Source organism: Tateyamaria sp. LSS28, assembly GCF_059611725.1.
This window is the reverse complement of sequence record NZ_JCAPFI010000001.1, coordinates 115,801-140,818: the sequence shown is the minus strand read 5'-3', so window position 1 is coordinate 140,818 and position 25,018 is coordinate 115,801. Positions and strand designations below refer to the sequence as shown.

The 25,018-nt window shown below is 57.5% G+C and carries 18 protein-coding genes and 1 pseudogene; 9 read left to right on the top strand and 10 right to left on the bottom strand.

Features of this window, described 5'->3' with window-relative positions; translation table 11 throughout:
- The first annotated feature begins 184 nt into the window (after positions 1-184).
- From AC53L6_RS00785 to AC53L6_RS00775, 3 genes and pseudogenes are all read left to right on the top strand, one after another.
- Positions 185-1,111, top strand: coding sequence for an AraC family transcriptional regulator (locus AC53L6_RS00785; RefSeq protein ID WP_496906450.1), 927 nt, complete (start codon positions 185-187; stop codon positions 1,109-1,111).
- A gap of 396 nt (positions 1,112-1,507) precedes the next feature.
- A pseudogene (locus tag AC53L6_RS00780) lies at positions 1,508-1,681 on the top strand (LysR family transcriptional regulator); the annotation flags it as partial.
- A gap of 36 nt (positions 1,682-1,717) precedes the next feature.
- Complete coding sequence (locus AC53L6_RS00775; RefSeq protein WP_496906974.1) at positions 1,718-2,428, top strand: LysR substrate-binding domain-containing protein; 711 nt, start codon at positions 1,718-1,720, stop codon at positions 2,426-2,428.
- A 12-nt stretch (positions 2,429-2,440) separates the two neighbouring features.
- On the opposite strand, the gene AC53L6_RS00770 is transcribed toward AC53L6_RS00775, so the two are convergent.
- The 8 genes from AC53L6_RS00770 to AC53L6_RS00735 all read right to left on the bottom strand — a co-directional run bounded on the left by AC53L6_RS00770 (position 2,441) and on the right by AC53L6_RS00735 (position 14,103).
- On the bottom strand, positions 2,441-3,811 hold the full coding sequence (locus AC53L6_RS00770; protein WP_496906449.1) for an HlyD family type I secretion periplasmic adaptor subunit: 1,371 nt from the start codon (positions 3,809-3,811) through the stop codon (positions 2,441-2,443).
- Positions 3,808-5,556, bottom strand: coding sequence for a type I secretion system permease/ATPase (locus tag AC53L6_RS00765; protein ID WP_496906448.1), 1,749 nt, complete (start codon positions 5,554-5,556; stop codon positions 3,808-3,810). The genes AC53L6_RS00770 and AC53L6_RS00765 overlap by 4 nt, the downstream gene beginning before the upstream one ends.
- 63 nt (positions 5,557-5,619) lie before the next feature.
- Entirely contained in the window at positions 5,620-9,330 is a 3,711-nt protein-coding gene (locus AC53L6_RS00760) for a beta strand repeat-containing protein (RefSeq protein WP_496906447.1), read from the bottom strand.
- 493 nt (positions 9,331-9,823) lie between these two features.
- Positions 9,824-11,713, bottom strand: a complete 1,890-nt coding sequence (locus AC53L6_RS00755; RefSeq protein ID WP_496906446.1) for an SLC13 family permease — start codon at positions 11,711-11,713, stop codon at positions 9,824-9,826.
- Positions 11,714-12,140: 427 nt separating this feature from the next.
- Positions 12,141-12,359: a DUF6500 family protein gene (locus AC53L6_RS00750; protein WP_299599820.1), complete on the bottom strand. Its 219-nt coding sequence runs from the start codon at positions 12,357-12,359 to the stop codon at positions 12,141-12,143.
- 320 nt (positions 12,360-12,679) lie between these two features.
- Entirely contained in the window at positions 12,680-13,576 is an 897-nt protein-coding gene (locus tag AC53L6_RS00745) for a DMT family transporter (protein ID WP_496906445.1), read from the bottom strand.
- Positions 13,573-13,854 (bottom strand): hypothetical protein, encoded by a 282-nt coding sequence (locus tag AC53L6_RS00740; RefSeq protein WP_496906444.1) that lies wholly within the window; start codon positions 13,852-13,854, stop codon positions 13,573-13,575. The genes AC53L6_RS00745 and AC53L6_RS00740 overlap by 4 nt, the downstream gene beginning before the upstream one ends.
- Positions 13,855-13,863: 9 nt before the next feature.
- Positions 13,864-14,103 (bottom strand): hypothetical protein, encoded by a 240-nt coding sequence (locus AC53L6_RS00735; protein WP_496906443.1) that lies wholly within the window; start codon positions 14,101-14,103, stop codon positions 13,864-13,866.
- Positions 14,104-14,483: 380 nt separating this feature from the next.
- Here AC53L6_RS00735 and AC53L6_RS00730 point away from each other — a divergent pair, with 380 nt between their 5' ends.
- Together AC53L6_RS00730 and AC53L6_RS00725 are read left to right on the top strand one after the other, a co-directional pair.
- On the top strand, positions 14,484-16,100 hold the full coding sequence (locus tag AC53L6_RS00730) for a DUF262 domain-containing protein (protein WP_496906442.1): 1,617 nt from the start codon (positions 14,484-14,486) through the stop codon (positions 16,098-16,100).
- Positions 16,006-16,899 (top strand): PIN-like domain-containing protein, encoded by an 894-nt coding sequence (locus AC53L6_RS00725; RefSeq protein WP_496906441.1) that lies wholly within the window; start codon positions 16,006-16,008, stop codon positions 16,897-16,899. The genes AC53L6_RS00730 and AC53L6_RS00725 overlap by 95 nt, the downstream gene beginning before the upstream one ends.
- A 322-nt stretch (positions 16,900-17,221) precedes the next feature.
- Here the strand turns inward: AC53L6_RS00725 and AC53L6_RS00720 are convergent, their stop codons facing one another.
- Positions 17,222-17,617: an ACT domain-containing protein gene (locus tag AC53L6_RS00720; protein WP_299599816.1), complete on the bottom strand. Its 396-nt coding sequence runs from the start codon at positions 17,615-17,617 to the stop codon at positions 17,222-17,224.
- Positions 17,618-17,627: 10 nt separating this feature from the next.
- Positions 17,628-19,151 carry a trimethylamine methyltransferase family protein gene (locus AC53L6_RS00715; protein ID WP_496906440.1) on the bottom strand — a complete coding sequence of 508 codons (1,524 nt, stop codon included), beginning with the start codon at positions 19,149-19,151 and terminating at the stop codon, positions 17,628-17,630.
- Between the two features lie 161 nt (positions 19,152-19,312).
- Between AC53L6_RS00715 and AC53L6_RS00710 the strand changes: the two genes are divergently transcribed.
- The 4 genes from AC53L6_RS00710 (at position 19,313) to AC53L6_RS00695 (ending at position 24,889) form a co-directional block, all read left to right on the top strand.
- Positions 19,313-21,727 (top strand): GcvT family protein, encoded by a 2,415-nt coding sequence (locus tag AC53L6_RS00710; protein WP_496906439.1) that lies wholly within the window; start codon positions 19,313-19,315, stop codon positions 21,725-21,727.
- Between the two features lie 126 nt (positions 21,728-21,853).
- On the top strand, positions 21,854-22,891 hold the full coding sequence (locus AC53L6_RS00705) for a TRAP transporter substrate-binding protein (protein WP_496906438.1): 1,038 nt from the start codon (positions 21,854-21,856) through the stop codon (positions 22,889-22,891).
- A gap of 72 nt (positions 22,892-22,963) precedes the next feature.
- Positions 22,964-23,530 carry a TRAP transporter small permease gene (locus AC53L6_RS00700; RefSeq protein WP_496906437.1) on the top strand — a complete coding sequence of 189 codons (567 nt, stop codon included), beginning with the start codon at positions 22,964-22,966 and terminating at the stop codon, positions 23,528-23,530.
- Positions 23,531-23,572: 42 nt separating this feature from the next.
- Positions 23,573-24,889, top strand: coding sequence for a TRAP transporter large permease (locus tag AC53L6_RS00695; RefSeq protein WP_299208302.1), 1,317 nt, complete (start codon positions 23,573-23,575; stop codon positions 24,887-24,889).
- The last annotated feature ends 129 nt before the right edge of the window (positions 24,890-25,018 follow it).

The following is a 25,018-nucleotide window of genomic DNA, read 5'->3' as shown; positions in this document are numbered from 1 at the left end:
AGCTATCTCCTTTGTTGCACTTGGGTCGGTCGTCCAACCCAAATCTCATGAGACTAAATATATGAGCGTTTCTGATACGTTGAATGTGTGATAGTCGCTAGAATCTTCGCCATCGTCCCAATTTGTAGCTTTGCGACAATCGGTTTGGTATTCTCAATCAAAGCTGAACAACTGAGCAAACCAAATGGACCCCCTGTCTGACATTCTTTCGATCCTGAAGCCGCAGAGCCACCTCGCAGGCCTGATCGACCTAGGCCACCCATCCGCAGTCGCCTTTCCGGATCAGGCCGGTGCGCTGAAATGCAATACGATGCTAGCGGGGCAGTGTTGGGTGGCGGTTGAGGGAAGCGACACGCCGGTTCTGGTTGAGCAAGGCGACTTCTTTGTTCTTCCAAGTGGTCGACCGTTTTCGATTTCTACGGACCCTTCATGTGTGCCCGAACCGTTAGAGCGTCTCTTTTCGATGCCTCTGTCTGAGCAACCTGCTGTCGTGAATGGTGGGGGTCATGCAGCGATCGCAAGCTGTCGTTTTATAGTGTCACAGGTCCAACCGGCGCATTTCGTCTTAATGCTGCCCCCGATCATCGTGATCCCCGCCGAACAGGCTGCCGCAGCGCAATTGCAATACCTGGTCGAACGCATTTTGGATGAAATCGCCGCGGCGCGTCCTGGAGGGTTGTTGATAGCGCAGCATCTGTCCCATGTCCTTTTGGTGCAGACGCTGCGGCACCAACACGTTGCAAAGGATGGTGGCTTAGGCTGGCTGGCCGCTCTGGTGGATGCACAGCTCTCTCTGGCATTGGCCGCGATCCACGCAGACATCGGACGTAGGTGGACGCTCACGGCTCTAGCGGGACACGCTGGTATGTCCCGGTCCGTATTTGCACGGCGCTTCCATGACGTAGTGGGTGAGACTCCAATGGACTACCTGACAAACTTGCGCATGGCGAAAGCGAGCGATCAGCTCAAGACTTCACGCGATACGATTGCGGAGGTTGCCGAGCGCGTCGGGTATCAATCTGAAAATGCTTTCAATACTGCGTTCAAACGGGTCGTGGGCAGCCCACCCAGACAGTTCGCAAACCAGTTTCAATCGCCGCTGGCAGTATAAGTAACAAGGCTTTGTCCTGAAACGGGTGTCCGCTCAGTGGCGGATTGCGAGCATTCGTGAAAGCTGCAGCATTTGCAGAATCTGGGCTCGGAGCAGACATCTGACGGTTTGGCTCGGTTGAATGGTGCCAGCCCGAAGCGGACCGTGGCCGAGGTATCAAATACGGCGCAGCTTCACGAAACCGACCGTTCACCGCATGTGCAAATTGGGTAGCAGGCGAACTTAGCAGCCACAGACATTTCCGACATACAGCCGACGCAGCCAAATGCCTGTCTTCAAACAGCGAACCCCGCCGTGTGCTGTCTTCCAATACCGTCTGGTTCGCTCCGGCGGACGGTTCTTTCTATCGCAAGAAAGGTCCTTTAGAAGAAAATTACACAAATATTACGGGAAGTAATGAACTTACGAGATTTAGAATACGTGGCTGCAGTTGCGAAGTGTGGTAACTTCAGCGCAGCTGCGGAGTATTGCAACGTCTCGCAGCCCGCTCTGTCAAACCAAATCAAAAAACTCGAGAAAGAGCTGGGCACTGATCTGTTCCTCCGCCTGAGCGGCGAGGTTAGACCAACAGCCTGCGGCCAACGCATCATAAAAATTGCCAACGAGATGTTGATCAGCGCTCAACGGATCAAAGACACGGCTACCGAGTTTCGCGACCCCGAAGCGGTGCCCTTTAACATCGGCCTGACCCCGACACTGGCCCCGTATCTGACGGACTACTTCTCAAAACTGTTCAGCGTCCTTTTTCCACGAATGCGGGTCACCATGATCGAAGACCTGCCGCAGAACATGTTGAAGATGGTCGAGGATCACAGCCTGGACGTGGCTTTGGTGGCGAAACTCAATCACAATCCGACGCTCGAATTCACGTCGATCTGGGAAGAGCCTTTGTATTTGGCGGTTCACCAGGGGCACCCGCTTGCGCCACTCCCATCCATCCGGCCTGAAGACGTGCCAATACATGACTTCATTCGTCTCCCGCATTCATTCGGATACGAGCTCGAAGATCGGTTGCCAACACCAGACCAAGCCTCACGCGGCTCCAAAAAGTTCGATCTTACCGCGCTGCGCTTCGAGACCATCTGCCGGCATATCTGTCATTCGGACGATTGCACTATTGTCTCGGCCCTCGCCGCTGAGCAGTTCCGCCAGGACAATTGGCCGTTGTCCTTTATCCCGTTTGATGCCCCCGGGAACCTTCGCAACCTCGGTGCCGCGTCGCGATTGAACTGCCCCCGAAAACCACTGCTCGCCAAGATCGGGGCCTATATCCAGGAAAATCCACCCAAAGGCGTCACGCCCACATTCAGGGCGTGACGCTTCCTTTTCCTACTCGATAAAGGTCCGCGCCAACCGGTCGCTCAGCGGCTGGGTCAGGTAGCTGAGGGCCGTGCGTTCGCCCGTGTTCACGAACAGGTCGGCGGGCATACCCGGCACCAGATCCAGCGCGGCCACGTCTTGGGGTTGGACGTCATCCAGTTTGACACGCGCGGTGTAATAGTAGTCTCCGGTGCGCTCGTCTTCGAGGCTGTCGGCAGAGATGTCGATGATGCGGCCCTCTGCCTCGGGCACATCGCCCTGATCAAAGGCAGACAGGCGCACGCGCGTGGACTGACCGACATAGAGTTTTTCGATGTCGGCCGTATTCACGCGCGCCTCGACCACAAGCGGTTGGTCAATCGGCACAATGTCCAGAATGAGTGCCCCCGGGCGAACAACGCCGCCTGCGGTAAACACCGTCATCTCGACCACACGCCCGCTGACGGGCGCAGTGATTGCCACACGCTTCAGCCGTTCTGAGGCCCCGATAAACTGCGGCTCGAGCGTGGCAAGTGACGCGTCGATCTGCGCCAGTTCGGTCGAGACTGCCTCGTCCCGCAAGGTGCGTGCGCCGATGCTGGCCAGTTGCAACTCGCTGATCTGGTTGCGGGCCTGTGCCTCTTGGGTCAAGAGGGCCGCTTCCACGCCGATCAGGCGCTCGACCTCGACCCGGCGTGCATTCACGCGGGCCGCAGCAACAAGTCCCTTGTCCAGCAAGGTTTGCAGGTTGCCCAGCTCCTGGCGTGTGATGTCCAGCTGCCGGGTGTTGGAGGCGCGTTGCGATTGCAGGCCGCTCACTTGATCCTCGAGATTGGCGATGCGTTGTGCTGTCAGCGCCTCTTCGGCATCGCGCGACCTGCGTTCTGCATCAAACAGCAGCTTCTGTGTCGTGTACGCGGTGGCCCACGTTGTCGGGTCCAGTTCGACACGCATCATCTGCGCAACGGACGCTTGATCAAATGTATCGGCTTCCTGCAGCTGAGCCATCAGCCGCGCACGGCGCACTGATAGATCGCTGAGCTGGCTTTCGATCACGTCCAGATCGACGCCCAGATCGGTGCTGTCCAGCTCCAGTAGGGTCTGGCCCGCTTCGACCAGGTCGCCGTTACTGACAAGAATGCTGCTGACGATGCCGCCATCCAGATGCTCGACCGTCTTGCGATTGCCTTCGACCACAAAACTCGCTTGGGCCACAACCGCGCCATCCAGCTTTGACGCCGTCGCCCAATAGGCGGCACCGCCAAGGAAACTGATGACGGCCAACAGCCCAAAGATCACAAAGCCGGTAATGCCAGCGCCGGAGGCCTTGGGTTGAACGCGGTTGTAGTCTTCAAGGCGCAGAACGCCGGTGTTGCGGGCGGGGGTGAGTGTGGTTGTCATTGTGTGGCTCCTTTCACGGCCGCCGTTTGTGCGCGGCGCGCGGCCAATTGTGCGGCGGCGGTCTGGGCCACGGCTGTGTCTTGCTGGCGGGGACGCAGGATATCCTGCTTGTCGCCAAAGCCGGTTTGCGCGCCTTTGTTGAGTGTCAGAACCTTGTTGACGGCTTCCAGCGTGCTCGGGCGATGCGTCATCACGAAGGTGACGGCCCCGCGTGCGCTGGCGCCACGAATGGCGTTGCGCAGTGCCGCCTCGCCTTGGGCGTCCAGGTCGGAATTCGGCTCATCCAGAACCAGAATGAACGGATCATCATAAAGCGCGCGCGCAAGTGCGATCCGTTGGCGTTGACCGCCGGACAGATGGAAGCCATTGCCGATCTCTGTCGCGTAGCCATCGGGCAGGCTGCTGATCAGGCGGTGCACATCGGCGGCGACGGCCGCGGCCAGCACCTTGCTGTCGTCGATCGACGTTGAAAACCGCGCAATGTTTTCGCGAATGGTCCCATCGAAAAGATGCACATCCTGCGGCAGGTAGCCCACCAACTGTCCCAGCTCTTCGGGATCCCATTTGGCCATGGGCGTACCATCTAGGCGAATGGCTCCGCGTTGCGGGGTCCAGATCCCGGCCAGCATCTTTGCCAGCGTTGACTTGCCGGACCCGCTGTGACCGATCACGGCCAAAACATCGCCAGCCGACAGGGCAAACTCGATCCCGCCGATGGTGGCGTTTTGCGCCAAGGGCGGACCCGCCTGCGCGATGGCTGCGTTCAGCGAGATTTGCGGACGCGGCAGTGCCAACCGCTTGGGCGGTTCGGGGTAGGCCTCAGAGAGGGCGCGCAGGGTCTTGTACGAACCACGTGCAGCCAGGAAGGTGCGCCACTGACCGATCAACTGATCGATGGGCGCAAGCGCGCGGGCCAGCACGATGGTGGCGGCAATCATCACACCGGCGGTGGCCTGACCGCTGACGGCGAGGGCGGCGCCCAGCCCCAACATGCCCGATTGTAGGGCCATGCGGGTCGTCTTGGACATCACCGAAAAGCTGGCCAGCCGGTCAGACACACGGGATTTCAGGTGATGCGCATTGTGTTGCAAAGCTGTCCAACGCCGGGCGAGATCACCAGTCATACCCATTGCGTGGACAAGCTCTGCATTCTGTTCACTGGAGGTGAACAAACCGTCGGACCTGGCGCGCGCCTCGCCAGCGTCTTGCATCACATCTGCGGAGCGCGCGTTGTTGATCAGGGCCATGAGTGTCAGGAACAGCGCGCCGGCAAGACCAAGAGCGCCAAGATAAGGGTGCAGAACATAGAGCACACCCAGGTAAAGCGGGATCCACGGTGCGTCGAAAAATGCGACCAGAGTAGGGCCCGAAATGAAGTCGCGCATCCCGTTCACATCGGCGGCGGGGTTGTCGCCACTGGCCTTGCCTTGAACCCGGCGGCGGATCGAGGCCTGGAGGATCGGTGCGCCAATTTCCAGCTCAAACCGCGCGCCAAGGCGGCTGAGGATACGCATACGGATCAGGTCCAGAAGACCGGTGACCAGGAAAACACCGCCCAGCAGGATGCTGAGGGCAATGAGGGTGTCCATGTTCTGGCTGGTCAGCACGCGATCATAGACTTGCAACATGTAGAGGGGGCCGGCCAACATCAGCAGGTTCAGGATCATGCTGAAGAAGCCGATGGCGACAAAGCCGCTGTGCAGCTTGCCCCATGCGGATTTGACGGTGGATTTTTTCTGAAACATTTGGGTGATCTCTTTTCAGCGTGAAGAGGTGGCGGCTTGTGCCGCCACCTCGGTGTGTTTTGATCAGGCGATGAAGTCGTCGTCGGAGAAGTCGCTGCTGTTGACCCCTTCGAGGCGCACGGAGGCGTCCGAAGAGAAGGTCAGCAGGGCGTCGTCGCCGTCTTGCGACACAACGAGGCTCTCGGCGAAGTCCGGGCCGAAGTCGGAGAAGTCCAACCGGTCCACGCCAACTTCAAAGTCGCCGACCGTGTCGTTGCCGAACACCCCTTCGAAGGTGAAGGTGTCGGAGCCTTCGCCGCCGAGCAGCAGGTCGTCCCCTTGGCCACCGTTCAGCAGGTCATCACCGTCTTCGCCCGACAGGGTGTTGTCGGCATTGGACCCGATGATGACGTCGCCATCGTCCGACCCGATCACGTTCTCGATCGAGCTGAGGATGTCGGTCTCGACCACTTCGTCGATGACATCCAGACCGGACACACCCGTGGGGGCATCTGCGTCAATGGTTGCACCAGCGTCCACCAGCGTGTCCTGCGCGATGGGACCGTTGATCCCGGCAGGTGCGTTGTGCAGGTGGATGGCCGACACGACACCCGGAACCGGGGTTTGCAGGTCTGCTTCGTTCAGGCCCGTCACTGTCAGTTCCGAAGAGTAGACAACCTGGCCGGTGGCTTCATCGACCGAGATGGTCAGTGTCGCCGTGCCTGTCGCGTCGCTGTCGGAGGTCGGACCAGGTTCCTGGCTTGCGTCGAGTGTCGCCACCAGTTCGATGACACGCGCATGCCCGTCGCCCTCATCGCTGACAACTTCGAACTGGCCACGGATCTCACCGCCGGGGAAGTCCGAGGTGTGGATGTTGTAGTACAGGTTCCCGGCAAGGGCTTCTGCTACAAATCCGGCCGCGTCGTTGATGTTTTCGGTGGGTTGCAAGGATGCACCGACCGCAACATTTTCGACAGAGACCGTGAACCCGGTTTCGCGGGTGGCGGTTCCGTTTCCGTTGGCCCCAAGGTTCACGGTCACAGCCACGTCCTGATCGGAGAAGTCAGCCGTGTCGATGCCTGCGCCACCTTCGATGAAGTCGTTGCCAAGGCCACCAACGATCACGTTGTCACCTTGTCCGGCAATCAGAACGTCATCGCCTGCGCCACCGTCGAGAACACCGTTGATTTGACCAAGGTCGACAACAATGTCTTCTCCGGCGCCCAGCAGCACGTTGCCGTTCACCACACCGTCGTCATCGTTGACGAAGGTGACGTCGCCCGCTTCGGTTGCGTCGATGGCGTTGACCGTACCGGTGATTTCACCTTCGTTCAGGATCGCACCCAGCAGGTTCAGGCCACCGTCGATGCGGATACCCGCTGCGGCGTCGCTATCTTCGGACCCTGCGATGACGCCTTCGTTCTGCACCAGTCCGGCAAAGCTTGCGTCTTCCTGGTTGCTGAAGAGGCGCAGGCCGTCACCGACAGTGTTGCCTTCGACCGCGTCGCCGCGACCTTGCAGGATGCCTTCGTTGAAGATGGCGGCTGACACAACATCACCGTCCACGTCGCCGGTCTGCAATGACACGGCGGAACCGTTGTTGCCCAGTCCGGCATCTACAACACCGGTGTTGGTGAAGGTGTAGTTGTCAGCTGTACCGTCGGCATAGACTGTGCCGTTACGCTGATCGCCGGTGCCGAGGATCGTGCCGGAGTTCACAACTTCCAGACCTTCACCATCGATGTTGACCGCGCGGCTGTCAGACGACACTACACCAGAGTTCACAAAGGACCCGCCCGTGTGATCACCCGTGCCGAAGTAGACACCGTTCTGCACACCGGAGATCGTTCCGGAGTTGTTCAACTCACCTTTGAAGTCGATGCCGTTTACGACACGAACACCAGCGACGGTGCCATTGGCACCTTCGGACGTGATGGCACCGGAGTTGTTGATGATGGCATCGGTTACGCCGACATTGCCAACGTTGCCGATCCGTATGCCATCGCCAGCCAGTGGTGTGCCCGCAGCTGCGTTTCCACGGCCTTGGATTGTGCCGGAGTTATCGAGCGTGAAGCTGTTCACCCCATCAGCGGCGCCACCAATCTCGGCCCCAAACCCGGAGCCCTGGTTGCCAGCACCGGCATCAATGGAGCCGCTGTTGACGACTGAAAAGTCATCTGCAGTGCCATCGGCATAGGCAGTACCGTTGCGTTGATCGGCTGTACCAAGGATCGAACCCGCGTTTTCAACGCTCAGGCCCGTGCCGTCGATGTTCAGCGCACGGCTGTCCGAGGACACAACGCCGCCTGCTTCGTTCACGAATGAACCGCCAGTGTGGTCGCCTGTCCCGAAGTAGACACCGTTTTGAACACCAGCGATCAAGCCTGAGTTGGAAAGCTCACCCTGGAAGTTCACGCCATTGACGACACGAACACCTGCGACCGTTCCGTTGGCACCTTCGGATAGAATCTCGCCCGAGTTGGTGATGGTGGCATCAGTTGTGCCGGTGTTGCCGACATTGCCGATCCGTACGCCGTCGCCCGCTGGGTTGTTGCCTGCTGGCGCATTGCCACGGCCCTGAATGACCCCGTCATTGTTCAGCATAAACGTGTTGGCACCATCCGCGGCACCACCAATCTCGGCTCCAAAGCCAGACCCTTGGTTGCCTTCACCGGCATCGATTCTTCCGGTTGCGAGGTTGCGCACGCTGAAGTCATCCGCCGTACCATCGGCGTAAACGGTGCCGTTGCGCTGGTCGCCTATCCCCAGGATGTCGCCTGCGTTGGTCAGATCAACGCCGGTCCCATCGATGTTCACCGCGCGGCTGTCCGATTGGATCGTCCCGAAGTTCAGGACGTCAAGATCATGCTCGGCTTCGCCGATATACAGACCATTACGCACCCCTTCGATCACACCGGTTGAGGTGTTCAGGATACGACCTTCAGCTGCGGCGCCGTCGGCGATACGGATACCTGCCGCCGTGCCGTTGTTGCTTTCGGACGAGATGAGGCCCGAGTTCACGATGTCCGTGTCAGACACTGTGCCCTCTACGCCGTTGTTGACGCGGATGCCGTCGCCCGCGCCGCCGGTGTTCGAGGCCGCTTGGCCGCGTCCTTGAATGGTGGCACCAAAGCCGTTGAAGACTGAGTTCGACACCACGTCGCCTGCTTCGTCGCCGACTTGGAACGAAATGCCGGCGCCGTCATTGCCTTCACCTGCGTCAATCGTACCGCCTGTGAAGTTCGAGATGCTGACATCTTCTGCCGTCGCGTTGGTATAGATGGTGCCGTTGCGCTGGTCGTCCGTGCCAACAATGTCGCCAAAGTTGCGCACGCTGATGCCTTGGCCCTCAATCTCGACCGCGCGGCTGTCGGACGAAATGACACCACCACGGAAGTTGTCGAGCGTGCCCGAGCTGTTTGGCCCGCTGAATTCAACACCATTCAACTCGCCCGCAATGCTGCCAAAGTTGCGAATGTCGGCGCTGGAGCCGTCAGTCACTTCAATGCCCGTGGCGTCTGCGCCATTGGCTTCGATACTGCCTGTGCGGAAGTTAAAGACCTGAACGTCCTCGGCCTCGACCGATACGGCGGACGGTGCGCCATTGGTTTCGACCTCGCCAAAGTTCAGAAACCGGGAAAGGTCGTTGTTCAGCACGAAAGCCGGGGTGTTGTCGACAACGGTACTTTGGAAAAAGCCGTTGGTCAGTGTCTGTCCATCTCGAACAGTTTCCTGGGCCAGTGACGAGGTCGTCAGCAGTCTGGCGCGCAGGCTTGCAAGTAGTTCGGAAAGCATGGGTGATCTCCGCTTGAGATTTGGTTGCTGCGGAGATCAGACCGAGACTGTGGCCTCCCCGCTGTTCAACCAAGTGCGGATGCATGGATGTATTGGAAATTCTTGGTCCGAATACCGTGTATAAGAACGAGAAATAGTCACGACAGTCGTGAGATACGTGAAGAAACTTACGTTTAAAATCAAATGCTTTGCATCAAAATACAAAGGCGTACAGGTTAATCGTTGACGACAATTCACGAAACTGTTCGCGGAGTTTACTGACGAAGTCATAGGAGAGCATGCCTGACATCGGGAACTTGCCGATTTTTCGCGCGCCCAACGATCCGACCGACATCCCATTTCAGTACTCTGGAAACATGCGCTTTCGACTTTGGCAAGCACAGTCCTTTCCAGACTTTCATCCTACCGTGCCGCGCTGCAATACTGCGGCCAACCTGTCGCCGCATAACGGGCCGCCCGATTTAAACTTTCTGAGGGAACATACTAAGCCGCACTAGATGAAGAGCGTGAGCCCGATCATGGATACTATCAGGAATAACACGGTCATAATTCCTCCTGAACGGATAAAATCCACAACCCGGTAGCCTGCGGGACCCATGATCAGCGCATTGACTTGGTGTGTTGGGATCAGGAAGGAGTTTGAGGTCGAAATTGCAACTGTCAGTGCGAAGACTGCCGGATCTCCTCCGGAAGAGATCGCAATGGAGATAGCCAACGGCACCAGCAATACCGTCGCGCCAACATTCGACATCACGAGCGTAAAGATCGTCGCCAGCACTGCCAAACCAGCCTGCAGAGACCAAAGCGGCCAGCCATTCAACAGGGAAAGGATTTGCTCTGCGATCCAAGCCGCCGTGCCGGTGTTTTGTACCGCGATCCCCAACGGGATCAGCGACGCCAGGAGAAAGACCGTGCTCCAACTGACCGCTTCATAGGCTTCATCGATCGACAGCACGCGTGACAAGATCATGCCTACTGCGCCAGCCAACAAAGAAAGTGACAACAGCAGGTCGGTAAACAGAATGAGACCCAGCGTCATCAAAAAGAAACCGAGTGCCCAGTTTACCTTGTGTGGGCGCAATTCCTCTTGGGGGAAATCCGATGTCACGACGACGAAGTCCTGATCGGACTTGAGCCGGGTCAGCCGCTCCCATTGGACGTGGACCACCAGTGTGTCACCTGCTTGTAGAAGGACCTCACCGATATGGGTGGCAACGTGGTCATCGGTTTCAACATGGCTCAGCGTATCTTCACCTCGGTGGATCGCCAGAATGGACAGTCCATGCGTTTGACGCAGGCGGAGTTCTATGGGCGACTGACCTATGACGGTCGAGCCCGGTGGGATGACCACTTCGGCGACGCCAGATTCTGTCGCGGCAAAGTCATCAGCAAACACGTCCAAGCCAGGCAAAATTTCCAGACCATACGGCTCAGCGAATTCATCCTGCAGCACCCGCCGCAGGCCCAGAATAGCCAAGCGTGCGGGTGCCTCGATTGTGGTATCGGCCATTGGTGCGATGACCTTGTGGCCTCTGTAAGACGTGCCGAGAATGTAGATATGATGTGCAACCATGATATCCGCCAGCTTCTGACCGATCAGGATTGACCCTTCTGGCACGCGCACTTCGAACATATCGGCGCGCAGCCCATAGGTGTTCTCGACATAGGTCTGCATTGACCGCGCAGCGCCTGCGTCCTCGCCGCGCCCTCGCTGTCCGGGCAGAATCCAACGACCCAGAAGCACAAAGTAGAGAACGCCGGTCAGGACCAGCATCATCCCGATCGGTGTGACTGAAAACAGGCCAAACGGTTCCATCCGTTGATCGGCTGGCAATGTTCGGTTCGCCGAAATCAGGAGATCGTTCAGCAAGATCAACGGAGAGGACCCGACCATTGTGATCGTCCCGCCAAGGATTGCGCAAAACCCCATGGGCATCGCCAAACGGCTCATTGGTATTTCGGTCCGGGCGGATATTCGGCTGATGACGGGCAGGAACAATGCGGCCGCGCCAACGTTTTGCATGAAAGAACTGATAACACCGACAGTGCCAGAGACGATCGGGATAATCCGCGCCTCGGTCGTGCCGCCACGTTTCAATATCAGCGTGGCAACTTTGGACATCAGGCCAGTTTTATCCAGCCCGGCCCCGATGATCATCACAGCGATGATCGAGATGACCGCGTTTGACGAAAATCCCGCAAAAAGGTCAGCCCGGTTCGAGAGATTGGCCAGTCCGGGCAAAGTGCTCAGCCCACCCAAGATCACCATGACCAGGATTGCGGCCAAATCGATGCGAATGATCTCGGAGATAAACAGAAATACAGTTAGAGCCAGCAGCCCCAGGACCGCCATCATTTCGAACGTCAGAACTGTCGCTTCCATCACTTCTCCCCGTTCAGCAGCATAACGGCGGTTGCCCGATACGCATAGAGCCAGTCCTGCCGAGTTTTTTGGCCAGTGGTCGATTTCGTGATGCTGTTCTTCGCCAAGCAGCAATTGAAGCAATCGTTATCGATGCTCATTTATCCAGGTCGCGGTTATTCCGTCAGCAAAAACACGGCGCAGATGATCAATTCAGCTTTGGTGACTGCTGCATTGCCGCGGAGTACGATTGCATCAAGATCCGCAGGGATATGCCAGTGGCGCGTGGACTGGTCTCTGGCGACAAAGGTGCCGCGCTGTCTCCTACTGTCTGCTTCAAGCCGACATCGACGGATGTTGCAATCTGGCCGAACGGCTGCTTTGCAGCTCAAAGGAGACCTGGGATTTAGATCACGATGGCAGGTCAGCGGGACAAAGCCACCGTTGCTTAAACGCCGGAACTGATCATATCACGGACTTTAACGGCCTTCTCAAAATGATCCAACTCATGTGTTTTGATCCACCATTCCGCCGCTTCCATCAGCAACTCAGGTTCGTCATTCTTGTTGGCAAAGAATGCGTAAAAAGAAAGGCCGACCTTTTCCCCTTTCTTGGCAATCTTCTCGTTGCAGATCTTGATTGCCCTGGTTCTCAAGGTGGATCGCATGCCAACTATACCCATTCTGTTCCAGTGCTGCAGAACAGAACATAAAAAGAACACGCGCTCTCTGCAACCGAAGTCGCTTTGTGGGGCGGGCTGACCGTGTTGGCTTGATTACAAGACTGGCTGCGCATTGCAGGCGTTGCAGGACTATACCGCGTAAAGCCAGGTGGGGCCGAAGCCGATGTTTGACAGTAACGGTCAGTTGGCTGGAGAGCTCTTTTGCCGACATTCGTCGCACAATCCAGCTCTGCGGCGCGGCTTCACCATAAGCACTGTGTTTTCCCGGATCACAACGGCCAGAGCAGCGAGCTTCGGGGCGCGTATCATGCTGTCACGCTTTTGCCGCGCGGCAGGGACAGGAACCCGGCCAGAACGATGATGGCGATACCGGCCAAAGACAGTGCGTCCGGTAATTCCGTGAAGAACAGCGCACCCCAGATCAGGCTGAAAACGAGATAGCTGTAGTCAAAGGCTGCCACCGTCGCGGGTGGCCCATTCTGATAGGCGATGGCCGCGCCCACGCTGCCCACAAGGATCACGGCAGAGAGTGCGGCGACGGTTCCGATGAGCGCGAGATCGAAGCTCTGCCATGGGCCAAAAATGAACGACCCTTCCTGACCCGAGAACAGGCCCAGCCCGGCCCCCGCAACGATGAAGGCGATGTTCAGAGCCAAGGCGAGCGCGAAGGGATTGTCATCACGACATTTCAGCGAGGTCAGCACCATTGCGCAGGCGTAGAGCAGCGCCGCCAACAGCGGCAGAAGCGCCGCCAGATCGAAGCCCGAAGCGTCAGGCCGCAAGACAAGAACCACACCCCCAAACCCCAGAACGACCGCCAGCATCACACGCGGCGCTGGCCTGCGTCCCGCCAGCAGGGCGGCAAGAACCGTGATGATGATCGGCGACGTGTAGTAGGCCGCAGCTGCGAGAGACAGCGGCATGAGCGGCAGTGCAGAATAGTAGCTGAGCCACATGGCGACCAGTAGAAGGCTGCGCAGGATGACCCAAAGCAGGGAAGTGAAGGCAATCGGCCCCTTGCGCCGCGCCAGCCACCAGAGCACCGGGAGAACGAGCGTAGAACGCAGGATGTACATCTGCCAGAGCGGTAGATCGAGGCCGGTGGCCTTGATGATCGCATCGCCAAGCGACAGGGCCAGCACCGCGATGATCACGGCGCCAACCGCAAAGCCGGTGCGATATGTTGGTGCTGTTGCAGTCATACTTGCGCAGCCTTTCTGTCCGGGCGTCTCGCCCCTCCATAGGCCGCGAGGATCGCGCCCGCAAAGTAGATCGTAAGTCTGGTCATGGTTGCGGGGGCATAGTCCACGCGACCTTCAACGATCTGGAACAGAGGGACAAATACCGGTCCGAGCGCGGTGATTGTCGCAAGCGTCAGTGTGGAAATGAGCGAGATCGGCTTTTGTATTGCAAAGACTGGAAACGACATGATTGCGAAGCCGATCACAACAACGACCGCGATGGTCCAGTCACCGCGCAAGAAGCCTGATCACCCAAGCATAGTGATGGCGCATATATAGGCGCTGGCAAGGACCACCACGAGCAAGCCGAACCCTTCAGCGCGGTTTCGCAGCGGCGAGGCCTCCGACACCCCGAACCAAGCGGCGGCAAGAATGGCGACGGGGATCAGACCGGAGAAAATGGTGAAGACCACGGCGGGTTCGATCATCTGTAACGCGAAGAAATAGGCGATCCACACGAAGGTCGTGGAGATATTCAATCCTAGCAATCTCAATCGGTTCGCAGTTGCTCAGGCGCCCGCAAGCCCATCGTTGAAGGCCATAGGAGTCATGAAAAGCTGACTTTTATTCTACGCAGATCACCGGCGGCTCAGCGGGACGGAGCTGCCTTTCCTCTTGTGCTGACACAGGACTGCTCTCAGCCCGAAGCTGACATTGGTTTTACTCATTGAGGACGTACTGCACCTGCAGGCGGCGCGGGAAGCGGGCATCCAAATGCTCGCAAAGTAGTCTTCTACCAGGGAGACCACCTCTTGGACAGGTTTCAAGAAAACTACATAATCTGTCGAAATCCATTGAATGCCTGGACCACTAACTGCAATGTGTCCGATGAAGCTAAGTTGAACAGCTAAAAGACGCTGAGGGTCCCGTGCAGAAAGAACTTAATGCCAATGCACTCACAGCCGGTTCGCTCTTTGCGAGTTCGGTCTTCGAAGTGCCTCCGTTCCAAAGAGAATATTCCTGGACCAGCGATGAGATCAGAGAGTTCTTTAATGATATTCAGGGTGCTTTGGAGCAAGATAGCTATTTCTTGGGACTGGTGATTATTACAGAAGAGGAGAGTCGACGACAGATTGTTGATGGGCAACAACGGATTGTTACCTTAAGTCTGCTCGCTGCGGCACTTTACCACGAAGCACAAAAGCGTGGTAGGGATGCACTCGCAGATCGCCTAAAAGCAGATTTTCTACGTTCAATCAATTACTCCACCGATCAAACTGATCCTCGAGTTGTGTTGACCGATCCTAAAGACGACGAGACGCTTCAAGACATCCTTGACCATGGCTCAAAAGCAAAAAAGGTGAAGGACGCGGATGGGGTCTCAGCGCAAATGCGGTCTTCTTTTGATTTAATCTCTAGATTACTATCTGCAGATTTGGCGTCAGATCCATTCAAACGACTGGGAAAATGGACCGAGTTCATAACGCATAAGCTCTATTTTGCTGTTTTTGCTCACCCTGATCCAGCGACCGTTTATAGCTTGTTCGAGGTTATCAACACTCGGGGCAGAGATCTCACGACCGCGGATTTGCTAAAAAATTATATTCTTAGCCAAACGAAGGAAGATAGGAAGCTAGAAATCTACAATCGTTGGCAAAATCTTGCGGGTGCATTTCCGTCTACAAGCACTACTACTTTTGTTCAGTTCATAAGACATGCCGTGACGGTTGAAAGTGGACATATCCTTCCTCGCGACCTGTTTGCATTCCTTGCTGGTAGGAGCATATCAGCCTCCAAAGAGCCGCCAACCGCTTATGGCCTTTTAGACCTCCTTGAAGATCGCTTTCCCGTGTACTCCCAAATGGTCGATCCAACGCTTCCTGGTCCAGCTGACGACTTTGCATTGCGAGTATTTCTTGCACTCAATCAGTTGAATGTAATCACTGTTCGACCACTATTAATGGCAATTGGCGATTTGGACGAGCCGCGTGAAGGACTGGAGTATATTCTCAAATTAGTGGTTCGACGGATGGTTGTTGGGACGCTTGGTACAGGTAACATCGAAAGACGGTTCTCCGATGCGGCTAAGAAAGTTCATGATGAGAAAACGTGGGGGTTTCTGGAAACAGAGTTTGCAGATCTCAACCCGAGCATGGAAGAGTTTATCAATCAGATAAAAAAGCGCCCCTTCAACAAAGGTACTATGACCTTCCTGCGAAGTTCGATTATTAGCAAAAAAATTGCACCAGATGAATACGAAACGATGCATTACATCATACCCCGAACTCCGACTGATTGGGTCGGATTCAATGAGGATGAGCGCTCAATTTGGGCCCCCAGAATTGGTAATACTTTCTTGTCGACTGAAAGTAGACGGCCAGAAGGTGCATTGAGTTGGCAAGGATTTAAAGAAGTATTGATGCCTACTGCTGTCGCCGGTGAGTGGGTAGATGAGTTGGGAAAATGTGAAGTATGGGACGTTGAAGCTGTTAAAGAAATTGGAGAAAGCTTGGCAGAAACTGCTGGAGAAATCTGGTATGGTTAACGGCACCCCGAAAAGTGTCGATGCAATTGTTGGGAGGATGGCAAAGGTCTTTGATCGGAGAGCTGAAATCCCAGCGCTTGAAGCCCTTGTCTCTGCCTTAAATAACGACAACGGTCCACCAAGTCTAGATGGCGCAGCCATAGCGATTGACGCCAATGCTGTGCTGAGAGTCCCACAGCATCGAAAAAGCTCCGACATTATTGACTATTTGTCGGTACAACATTCCGGCCCAATAGTTTTGCCTGGACAAGTCATCCAAGAGTATTGGAACAATCAGTTAGCCGCGGTTGATACTGTCTCTAAAGGGATGCAGAAAAAATTCGATGCCTTTAAGACGGAAGTCGATAGGTACGCCCAAACCCAGAGTGAAGCGTTCGGTAAGATCAAAGATGGGCTTGAAGCTTTTAAGGACGACAATAGCGAATTGTTCCATCCTGACACAGTTCGTAAGACTCTAAATTTTTTGGAAACTCTATCTGAAAAAGCAATTGTTCCTTATGCTCCGCGTTTGGCTTTTCATCAAGCCGCAGAACACCGAAAACGAGTCAAGACACCGCCTGGTTTCCGCGATGACGGCGACGGAGATTTTTATGTTTGGGTGGACCTACTCTTTGGACTTTTAACGCTTCCTGAAACAGTGGAAGCGCCTTCCAAAGTAATACTTGTGACCAACGATGGAAAGATTGATTGGTGTCGAGAGGGCGAAGCTCATCCTATTCTTTGTGCTGAAGCAAAGTCTCTTCTCGGAATTGATTTTGAAGTCTGGACGCTTGATAAATTCGCACAGGCTGTAACGTGACAGCCCAAACATCAATCAAGACCGAGCACTTGGACCCCGCAGACCGTAGTTTCAAGTCAGTTGTAATGATCCGCCCTGCGGCGAATGACGGCTAACCGGGCTGCGGCCGCAGAAAGCCAGCTGGACCGCGAAATTCTCTTACGGGCCGTCCTCGCCCGAAGTTTGCAAAAACTGCAAAGTTAGCTTTCTGCGCTTTACCCTCATACGGTCGATGCAGTGCAACTGGCACTTTGGACTCAAGCTGTTACACGCACCACGCGTATGACATTTTGTCTGTCCCAATGCACGAAAGCGCTTCTGGTAAAAAGGAACGACTACACGATCAGTGTGCGGCGTTCTGCACATCCAATAGCGTAGCATAGGCGATTCCGGCTTGTGTCTTTGGCACAAAGATATGGTCGTGGTGATATCCGGCCACCACGTTGCATGGGATGTTCTGCTTTGCCAACGCGGTTGCGACCGCAGCGGTCAGGCCGACCCCTTCGAGGTCGGAATTCACTTGAAGGGTGATCAGTTGCATGACCGCGCTGCTTTGATAGCCATCCGCCTTGGCCGTTTCTTCGGGCAGGATCAGGGTTGTGCCTTCGGCTTCCTGGATCACCGCGAATGCGTCGGGTGGGATGGTGCCCGTGCCACTCACTGCACAGAAGACCCAGTCGCCGGGGACGATGATCGGCGTCATACCCGCAATCATCGCTTGGGTGTCTTTGACGGTCATGGCGCGCCTTTCAGGGATATCGGATGTCGAACGCCGCACGGATGGCCGCGTCGGCTATGTCATCGATATAGGATGGATGGTGATTGGCAAGGATGTCGTCCACCTGCGCGGCTGCCCGATCCCAAGCCGTGAGTGCGCCCATGTCTTCCCATGTCTTTGGCGTCTCGCGGTCGGCGAGGGTGGGATAGACATAGTCCCGCTCCATCGCGGCGATGGTGGCAGGCCCGCCGAGGAAGTGGCCTTCGCCCAGAACCGCCGCATGGATGCCCGCAAGGTCGAGCGTGTCGTCCGATACTTCGACGCCACGCAGGATGCGGTAGGTGGCGGCGTGCATCTCGTCATCCAGCACGAAGGCTTCGAAACTGGCACCCAGAAGAGCCGCTGTCATGCCGGAGCTTTCATAGATCAGGTTGCCGCCCGCGAGGGCCGCCGCAAGCGAGGTCAGGCCCTTTTCTTGGCCGTATTGCGCGTCAAGCGCCTTGGCATCCGTCATGGAGGCGGCCACGCCGGACACGAGACCGAGATGGTTGATGATCTGGGCCGAGGCGGCGTTCATCACGGCGATCTCTCCACCCCCGCCAGCGAAGGCGCCGGTGCGCAGGTCGATGACCAGCGGCCAGTTCGAGAACACCATGGGGTGGTCCGGTTTGATGGCGTGCACCATGACCAGGCTGGCCAGCGTTTCGGCCAGCGATTGGGCGAGGAAACCGGCGAGTGTCGCAGGGGCCGTTGCCCCGGCCTGTGCCGCCGTGATGCAGCTGAGCGGGATGTTGTGGTCGATGCAGGCATAGACTGTTTCGACCGCATCTGCCCCAAAGCGCATGGGCGATATGACGGGGCTGATATGCGCCTTGACGAAGGGCCGTTTTGCAAAGGCACCGTCGCCCCCGGCCACCATGTCGAACATGTGGACGATGGGGGCGACGTGCTCCGCCAGTGTAAAGGCTGTCGCAACGGGTTTGGTCGTGTTTCGCATCAGCGCGTAGGCAGTGTTGATGTCTAGCAACCACTCATCGGGCATGTCGCCTGCGATGCAGCAGCGGGTGAACCAACTGACATTGGTGAGCGTGTCTTGTAGCCGGGTGAAATCATGCAGGTCCTTGAGCGTTGAAGGTCGGTAGGACCGGGTTTGCCGATCAAGTGTTTGGACTGCGGCCCCGCCGGTGCCGAAGTGGACCGCGTCCCCACCAACTTCGATGGTGCGGGCGGGATCGCGGCCATGCAGGGGGAATGTTTTGGGCGTCTGATCAATAGCCTCTTCCACCAGCGTGCGGGGCAGGGCAACGCGCCCATTAGGCAGCGTCTGTGCCCCGGCATGTTCCAGTGTTGCGCGCAGGCGGTCCGGGACCTCTCCCATACCCAGATCGGTCAAAAGACGCAGGGCAGCGTTGTGGATGCTTTGTACATCTGTGTCCGACAGGGGGCGGTACTGGCCGCCGGCTTGTCCTGGCGGGGCCGGGTTCGTTGGTGGGCCTGCAGCCCGGGCTTTCTTCCGGGCTGAGCGTCCTTTGCGCATGGGTTTGGGATCGGACATGCGATCAGGGGTTGCGATGTTTGGCGCGCATGCAAGTCCTCCGCTTTGAATTTGATGACGGCAAATACATGTTTTCAGAACAATGAAGGTGAGGCGCCGTGATTGACCGCGCTGGCGCTGCCCCCATTGTTCGGGCACGTATTCAGAGCCGGAGCGTTGCCATGAAAACCCAGACCCGTGCCGTTGTGATTGGCGGCGGTATTGCCGGGTGTTCCACCCTGTATCACCTTACCCAAGAGGGGTGGGCCGATGTGGTTCTGGTGGAGCGGGACGAGCTGACCAGCGGCACCACGTGGCATTCCGCGGCGCAGGTGACGAACTTTGGCATGAACCAGACGATGGTGGGGCTGAAGACGCATTCCATCAACCTCTATCAGGAACTGCGCGACGATCCGGACTACCCGGTGCAGTACAATCACGGGGATGGCGGCATCCGGTTGGCCAACACCGAGGCGCAGATGGATGGGTATCGCCATTTCGCGTCCATGGCGCGGGGCATGGGGGTGGAGTTCGAGGTGATCGATGCCGAGGAGTGCGCGCGCAGGCATCCACTGATCTCGACCGACAATCTGCTGGGCGGGCTTTGGGACGGCAATGACGGGGATATTGACCCCGCTTCGCTTTGCCAGGCGCTTGCGCGACGGGCGCGCAAGGCCGGGGCCGAGGTGTACCGGCAGACGAATGTGACTGGCCTGACGCAGCTCAAGGATGACAGCTGGATCGTCCATACAAACAAGGGCGATATCGCGTGCGAGGTGGTCGTGAACGCCTGTGGGTATCGGGTGAACGAGGTGGGCGCGATGATGGGTGTCCATCACCCAGTGACGTCTATGGAGCATCAGTACTTTGTCACGGACGAGATCCCCGGCATCGTTGCTGCCGGACACCGCATGCCGCTGCTGCGTTGCCCGATCAGCGATTATTACTGCCGTCAGGAAAAGAACGGGCTGCTGCTGGGGTTCTACGAACAGGACTGCAAGACTTGGGGCATGGATGGGATTTCGCCCGATTTCTCGAACGATCTGTGCCCGGATGATTTGGACCGGATCACGGATGTGCTGGAGGGCGCGTTTGAGCGAATGCCTGCGCTGACAGAGGTGGGGATCAAGAATGTCGTCAACGGTCCGATCACCTATACTATCGACGGGGCGCCCTTGGTGGGGCCGATCCCGGGCAAGAGAAATGCGTTTTGCATCATTGGGTTGCGCGCTGGGCTGGGTGAAGGGGGCGGTCATGGTTGGCTATTGGCGCAGCAGATCGTGCATGGCGAGGCGTGCTATGACACATGGTGCCTCGATCCCCGCCGGTTCACGGGGCATGGCAATGTGGAACTGACCGCACTGAAGGCGATAGAGGATTATCAGAACGAGTTTCGGTTCCATTTCCCGAATGAACATCGGCCCGCCGGGAGGCCAATGAAGACGACACCACTGACCCCTTTATTGGCGGCAGAAGGCGCGGAGTTCACGGTCTTGAACGGCTGGGAACGGACCGAGTACTTCAAGCCTGCGCCGGACTTTGAAGTGACGCATGGATTTCAGTTTGACGAGGCGTTTGACGTTGTCGCCGGGGAAGTGAAGGCGGTGCAGACCGGTGTTGGCTTGGCTGAGGTCAACGGGTTCAACCGGATTGAGATCACGGGGCCTGATGCGCATGACTTTCTGGACCACGTGATCTGTGGGCGGGTGACGCGGAAAGCGGGCAAGGTGGGCCTTGGCTACCTACTGAACCATCATGGCTGCGTGAAGGGTGAGGCGACAATTGCCAACATCCCTGATGGGCCCGTCTGGTATGGGTCGGCTGCCGCTGCCGAGTGGCACGACATGGATTGGCTGCGCGCAAATGCGGACGGGTTTGATGTGTCGTTTCAGTCGCTTACGAACGACTGGACGATCCTTGTTCTGGCGGGACCAAAGGCGCGGGATGTGCTTTCAGCTGCCTCTCGTGGCGATTGGTCGACCGCGGCGTTTCCCTGGTTGTCGGTGCGTCGCGCCTTTGTGGGGATTGCCCCTGCGGTCGTGATGTCAGTCAGTTTCTCGGGCGAGTTGGCGTATGAAATCCATGTGCCGAACAACCAGCTTTACGCGGCCTATCTGGCGCTGCGGGCTGCGGGTGAGGCGCATGGGATGCGCCTGTTTGGGGCGCGGGCGGTCGAGTCCATGCGGATGGAGAAGGGGTATCTGCATTGGAAGGCCGACCTGATCACGGAGTTCGATCCGTTCGAGACCGGGCTGGACCGGTTCGTGAAGATGGACAAGGATTTCGTGGGCAAGGCGGCGCTTGAAATGCGGCAGACCAAGGGGCCGACGGTCAAGCTGGTGAGTTTGCAGATCGACTGCACCACCTCGCACGCGCAACCGGGGGCGTCGGTGATGCAGGATAACAGTGTCGTGGGGACTGTGACCTCTGGCGATTGGGGGCATCGGGTTGGGATGAACCTTTCCTACGCTTTTGTGCGTCCTGATCTGGCAGCGCAAGGCACTGAAATCACGGTGGATATGCTGGGTGAACTGGTGTCGTGCAGGGTCATTGCACCCGGTCCTTACGACCCCGATACAACCCGCCCACGTGCCTGACAGGCATCGGCCAAAAGCGGCGATATAGTTACAAAGGCGGGTGACAGATTTAGTTGCGTTGCATAACAATCTCTCTGGAAGAGCGAGTCAGGCCGCACGTGCCCGACCGGATAAGGGAGGAAATTCATGTCACTTACACGCAAATCATTTCTGAACATGCTCGGCGCCGCCGCGTTCGCCATCGGCTCCGGCACCGCCGCGCTCGCGCAAGAGGTTACGCTGAACCTGCACCAGTTCCTGCCCGCGCAGGCCAATGTGCCCAAGCTGGTGCTGGATGTATGGGCTGACAATGTCGAAGAAGCCTCGGGTGGGCGGATCAAGGTGGATCGTTACCCATCTATGCAGCTGGGCGGGCGACCGCCCGAGCTGATGGACCAGGCCATTGATGGTGTGGCGGATGTCGTTTGGACCGTGGTTGGTTACACCCCCGGACGCTATCCCAGCACCGAAGTGTTCGAGCTGCCGTTCATGATGACAGACGCCCGCGCGATGTCATCAGCCTACTGGCAAATGTTTGAAAAACATATGAAAGACACTGAGTTCAAGGATGTGCATATCTTGGGAACGTGGGTGCACGGGCCGGGTATGATCCATGTGAACAAGGAAGTGAATACGCCAGCGGACATGGCGGGTCTGAAAATTCGCGGCGGCTCGCGCACCGTGAACAGCTTGCTTGAAAAGATGGGCTCGACTCCTGTTGGTATGCCCGTTCCTGCAGTGCCCGAAGGGCTGAGCAAGGGTGTGATTGATGGCACGACTATTCCGTGGGAAGTGACGGCGGCGCTGAAGGTGCCGGAGCTGGTGGGAAATCACACCGAGTTCGAAGGTAACGCCCTGTATACGCTGACTTTTGTGCTGGCGATGAATAAGGATCGCTACGAGTCGCTGCCTGCCGATCTGCAGAAGGTCATTGATGACAACTCCGGTCTGGAGTTCAGCATCTTTGCTGGTGGGACGCAGGCGGATTCAGATGGTCCTGCCCGTCAGGCAGCGGTGGACAATGGCAATAGCATCGTGACCGTGTCTGGCGATGATCTGGAGGCATGGCGTGCCGCGGCCCAACCCATCTATGACGAGTGGGTGGCTGATATGGAAAGCAAAGGCATCGACGGTCAGGCCCTGATCGATGAAGCGCGCGCGCTGATGGATGCCTACGAAGGCTGATCCTTTTTAACCTTTGAAATCGGGTCGTGGCAGAGATGCTGCGGCCCGATTTTCCAATAAAATGAGGCGGATATGCACGAGGTGGTGAAATGGCTGTCGCGGATGTCGGCGGTGATCGGGGGGATCGTTCTGCTGGTTCTGATTCTGCTGACCACCCTGTCGATCATCGGGCGCGAGCTGTCGAAGCTGGGGCATTCCATGGCCGATGGTTGGATGGTCACGTTGGGTGAGTGGCTGGTGGCGACCGGCGTGGACGAGATCAACGGCACCTACGAGCTGACCGAGGCTGGGGTCGCCTTTGCCATTTTTGCCTTCTTTCCCGTTTGCCAGTTCTATAGCAATCACGCGACGGTGGATGTGTTTACCTCTGCCATGCCCCGCCGCCCCTTGGGCTGGTTGCGCGCCTTTTGGGAGGTCGTGCTGGCCATTGTCATCGTCTTTATCGCCTTGCGTTTGTACGAAGGCATGCTGCGCTATCTGGGCAATGGCGAGACGACGCTGTTCCTGCAGTTTCCGGTCTGGTGGGCCTATGCGGCAAGCGTGGGTGCTGCGACCATTGCGAGCCTGACGGCTGTTTACTGCGCCTGGGCGCGGCTGGTGGAAGCCGCGACGGGCCGCCAAATCTTGCCAGAGGGTTAACGGCACATGGACTGGATTCGCGAGATTGTCCAATTTCTGGGCCTGACCCGGCTAGAGCTTGGGTTCTGGTCGTTCCCCATTTTGCTGGGCCTGATTTTTTTGCGGGCGCCCATTGGATTGGCCATGTTCCTGATGGGCCTGTTGGGCTGGATATTCGCGATGAACGGCAACCCGACGCCGATCCTCGCCAAACTGAAATCCGAGACATACACCACATTCTCTAACTACTCGTTAACCATCATACCGATGTTCCTGCTGATGGGGCAGTTCGCAACCCTTTCCGGCATGTCGACCGCGCTGTTCAAGGCGGCAGAGAGCTTCCTGGGCCACCGCCGGGGCGGGGTCGCGATGGCATCCGTTGGGGCCTGCGCCGGCTTTGGGGCGATCTGCGGATCGTCACTTGCGACTGCGGCCACAATGAGCCGCGTGGCGTTGCCGGAGCTGAAAAGATACGGGTATTCAGGGGGTTTTTCGACCGCGACGCTGGCGGCTGGGGGTACGTTGGGTATCCTGATCCCGCCGTCCGTGATCCTGGTGATCTATGCGATCATCACGGAGCAGAACATTGCCAAGCTGTTCCTTGCCGCCTTTGTCCCCGGCATTCTGGCCGCCATTGGCTATGTCATCACCATCTCGATCTACGTGCGCCTCTATCCTGACAGTGCGGGCACGCGCGCGGCGGTGCCGATGGCAGAACGCTGGAAGGCGCTGGCCGAGACATGGCCGGTTCTGGCGATTTTCGCACTGGTTGTGGGCGGTATCTATGCCGGGTGGTTCACCCCGACGGAAGGCGCTGCGGTGGGTGCTGCGGGCACGGGGCTGGTTGCACTGATGAGCGGCAACCTGACCTGGCGGGTGTTGGGAGAGGCGCTGATCGGAACGGCGAAGACCACTGCCATGATCTTTTTCATCGTGTTGGGCGCGTCGTTGTACAACAACTTCCTGGCGTTGTCGGGCGCGCCGCAGTGGTTGGCTGATTTCGTTCTATCCCAAGGGTTTACGCCCATTCTGGTGTTGAGCGTCATCCTTCTGTTCTACCTGATCTTTGGTTGCGTGATGGACAGCTTGTCGATGATTCTGCTGACGGTGCCGATCTTTTTCCCCGTCATCTCTGGCCTCGATTTCGGAATGACGCCCGAGCATGTGGCGATCTGGTTTGGCATTCTGGTGCTGATCGTGGTGGAGGTTGGATTGATCACGCCGCCGGTGGGCATGAACCTATTCATCATCAACGCGATGGACCGGGAGACGCCGATGACCGAGACCTACAAGGCCGTCATGTTCTTTGTGGGATCCGACATTTTCCGGGTGATTCTGCTGGTTGCTTTCCCGGCGATCACGCTGTTCCTGATCCCCTGATGCGCAACGTTCGATGGTCTGAGCGACGGGTTTTCCCTGACACGGGTGTTAACGCCATGAAAACAAGGGGGATGGGTCTGTCACCATGCGTACACCCCCTGTGCACCCCCCGTACACCGGTTTGGGCGG

What these genes read in the sequence shown, in the direction of transcription:
- AC53L6_RS00785 (WP_496906450.1), top strand. Translation starts at nt 185, where the DNA reads ATGGACCCCCTGTCTGACATTCTTTCGATCCTGAAGCCGCAGAGCCAC.
- AC53L6_RS00775 (WP_496906974.1), top strand. Translation starts at nt 1,718, where the DNA reads ATGTTGATCAGCGCTCAACGGATCAAAGACACGGCTACCGAGTTTCGC.
- AC53L6_RS00770 (WP_496906449.1), bottom strand. Translation starts at nt 3,811, where the DNA reads ATGACAACCACACTCACCCCCGCCCGCAACACCGGCGTTCTGCGCCTT.
- AC53L6_RS00765 (WP_496906448.1), bottom strand. Translation starts at nt 5,556, where the DNA reads ATGTTTCAGAAAAAATCCACCGTCAAATCCGCATGGGGCAAGCTGCAC.
- AC53L6_RS00760 (WP_496906447.1), bottom strand. Translation starts at nt 9,330, where the DNA reads ATGCTTTCCGAACTACTTGCAAGCCTGCGCGCCAGACTGCTGACGACC.
- AC53L6_RS00755 (WP_496906446.1), bottom strand. Translation starts at nt 11,713, where the DNA reads ATGGAAGCGACAGTTCTGACGTTCGAAATGATGGCGGTCCTGGGGCTG.
- AC53L6_RS00750 (WP_299599820.1), bottom strand. Translation starts at nt 12,359, where the DNA reads ATGCGATCCACCTTGAGAACCAGGGCAATCAAGATCTGCAACGAGAAG.
- AC53L6_RS00745 (WP_496906445.1), bottom strand. Translation starts at nt 13,576, where the DNA reads ATGACTGCAACAGCACCAACATATCGCACCGGCTTTGCGGTTGGCGCC.
- AC53L6_RS00725 (WP_496906441.1), top strand. Translation starts at nt 16,006, where the DNA reads ATGAGTTGGGAAAATGTGAAGTATGGGACGTTGAAGCTGTTAAAGAAA.
- AC53L6_RS00720 (WP_299599816.1), bottom strand. Translation starts at nt 17,617, where the DNA reads ATGACCGTCAAAGACACCCAAGCGATGATTGCGGGTATGACGCCGATC.
- AC53L6_RS00715 (WP_496906440.1), bottom strand. Translation starts at nt 19,151, where the DNA reads ATGTCCGATCCCAAACCCATGCGCAAAGGACGCTCAGCCCGGAAGAAA.
- AC53L6_RS00710 (WP_496906439.1), top strand. Translation starts at nt 19,313, where the DNA reads ATGAAAACCCAGACCCGTGCCGTTGTGATTGGCGGCGGTATTGCCGGG.
- AC53L6_RS00705 (WP_496906438.1), top strand. Translation starts at nt 21,854, where the DNA reads ATGTCACTTACACGCAAATCATTTCTGAACATGCTCGGCGCCGCCGCG.
- AC53L6_RS00700 (WP_496906437.1), top strand. Translation starts at nt 22,964, where the DNA reads ATGCACGAGGTGGTGAAATGGCTGTCGCGGATGTCGGCGGTGATCGGG.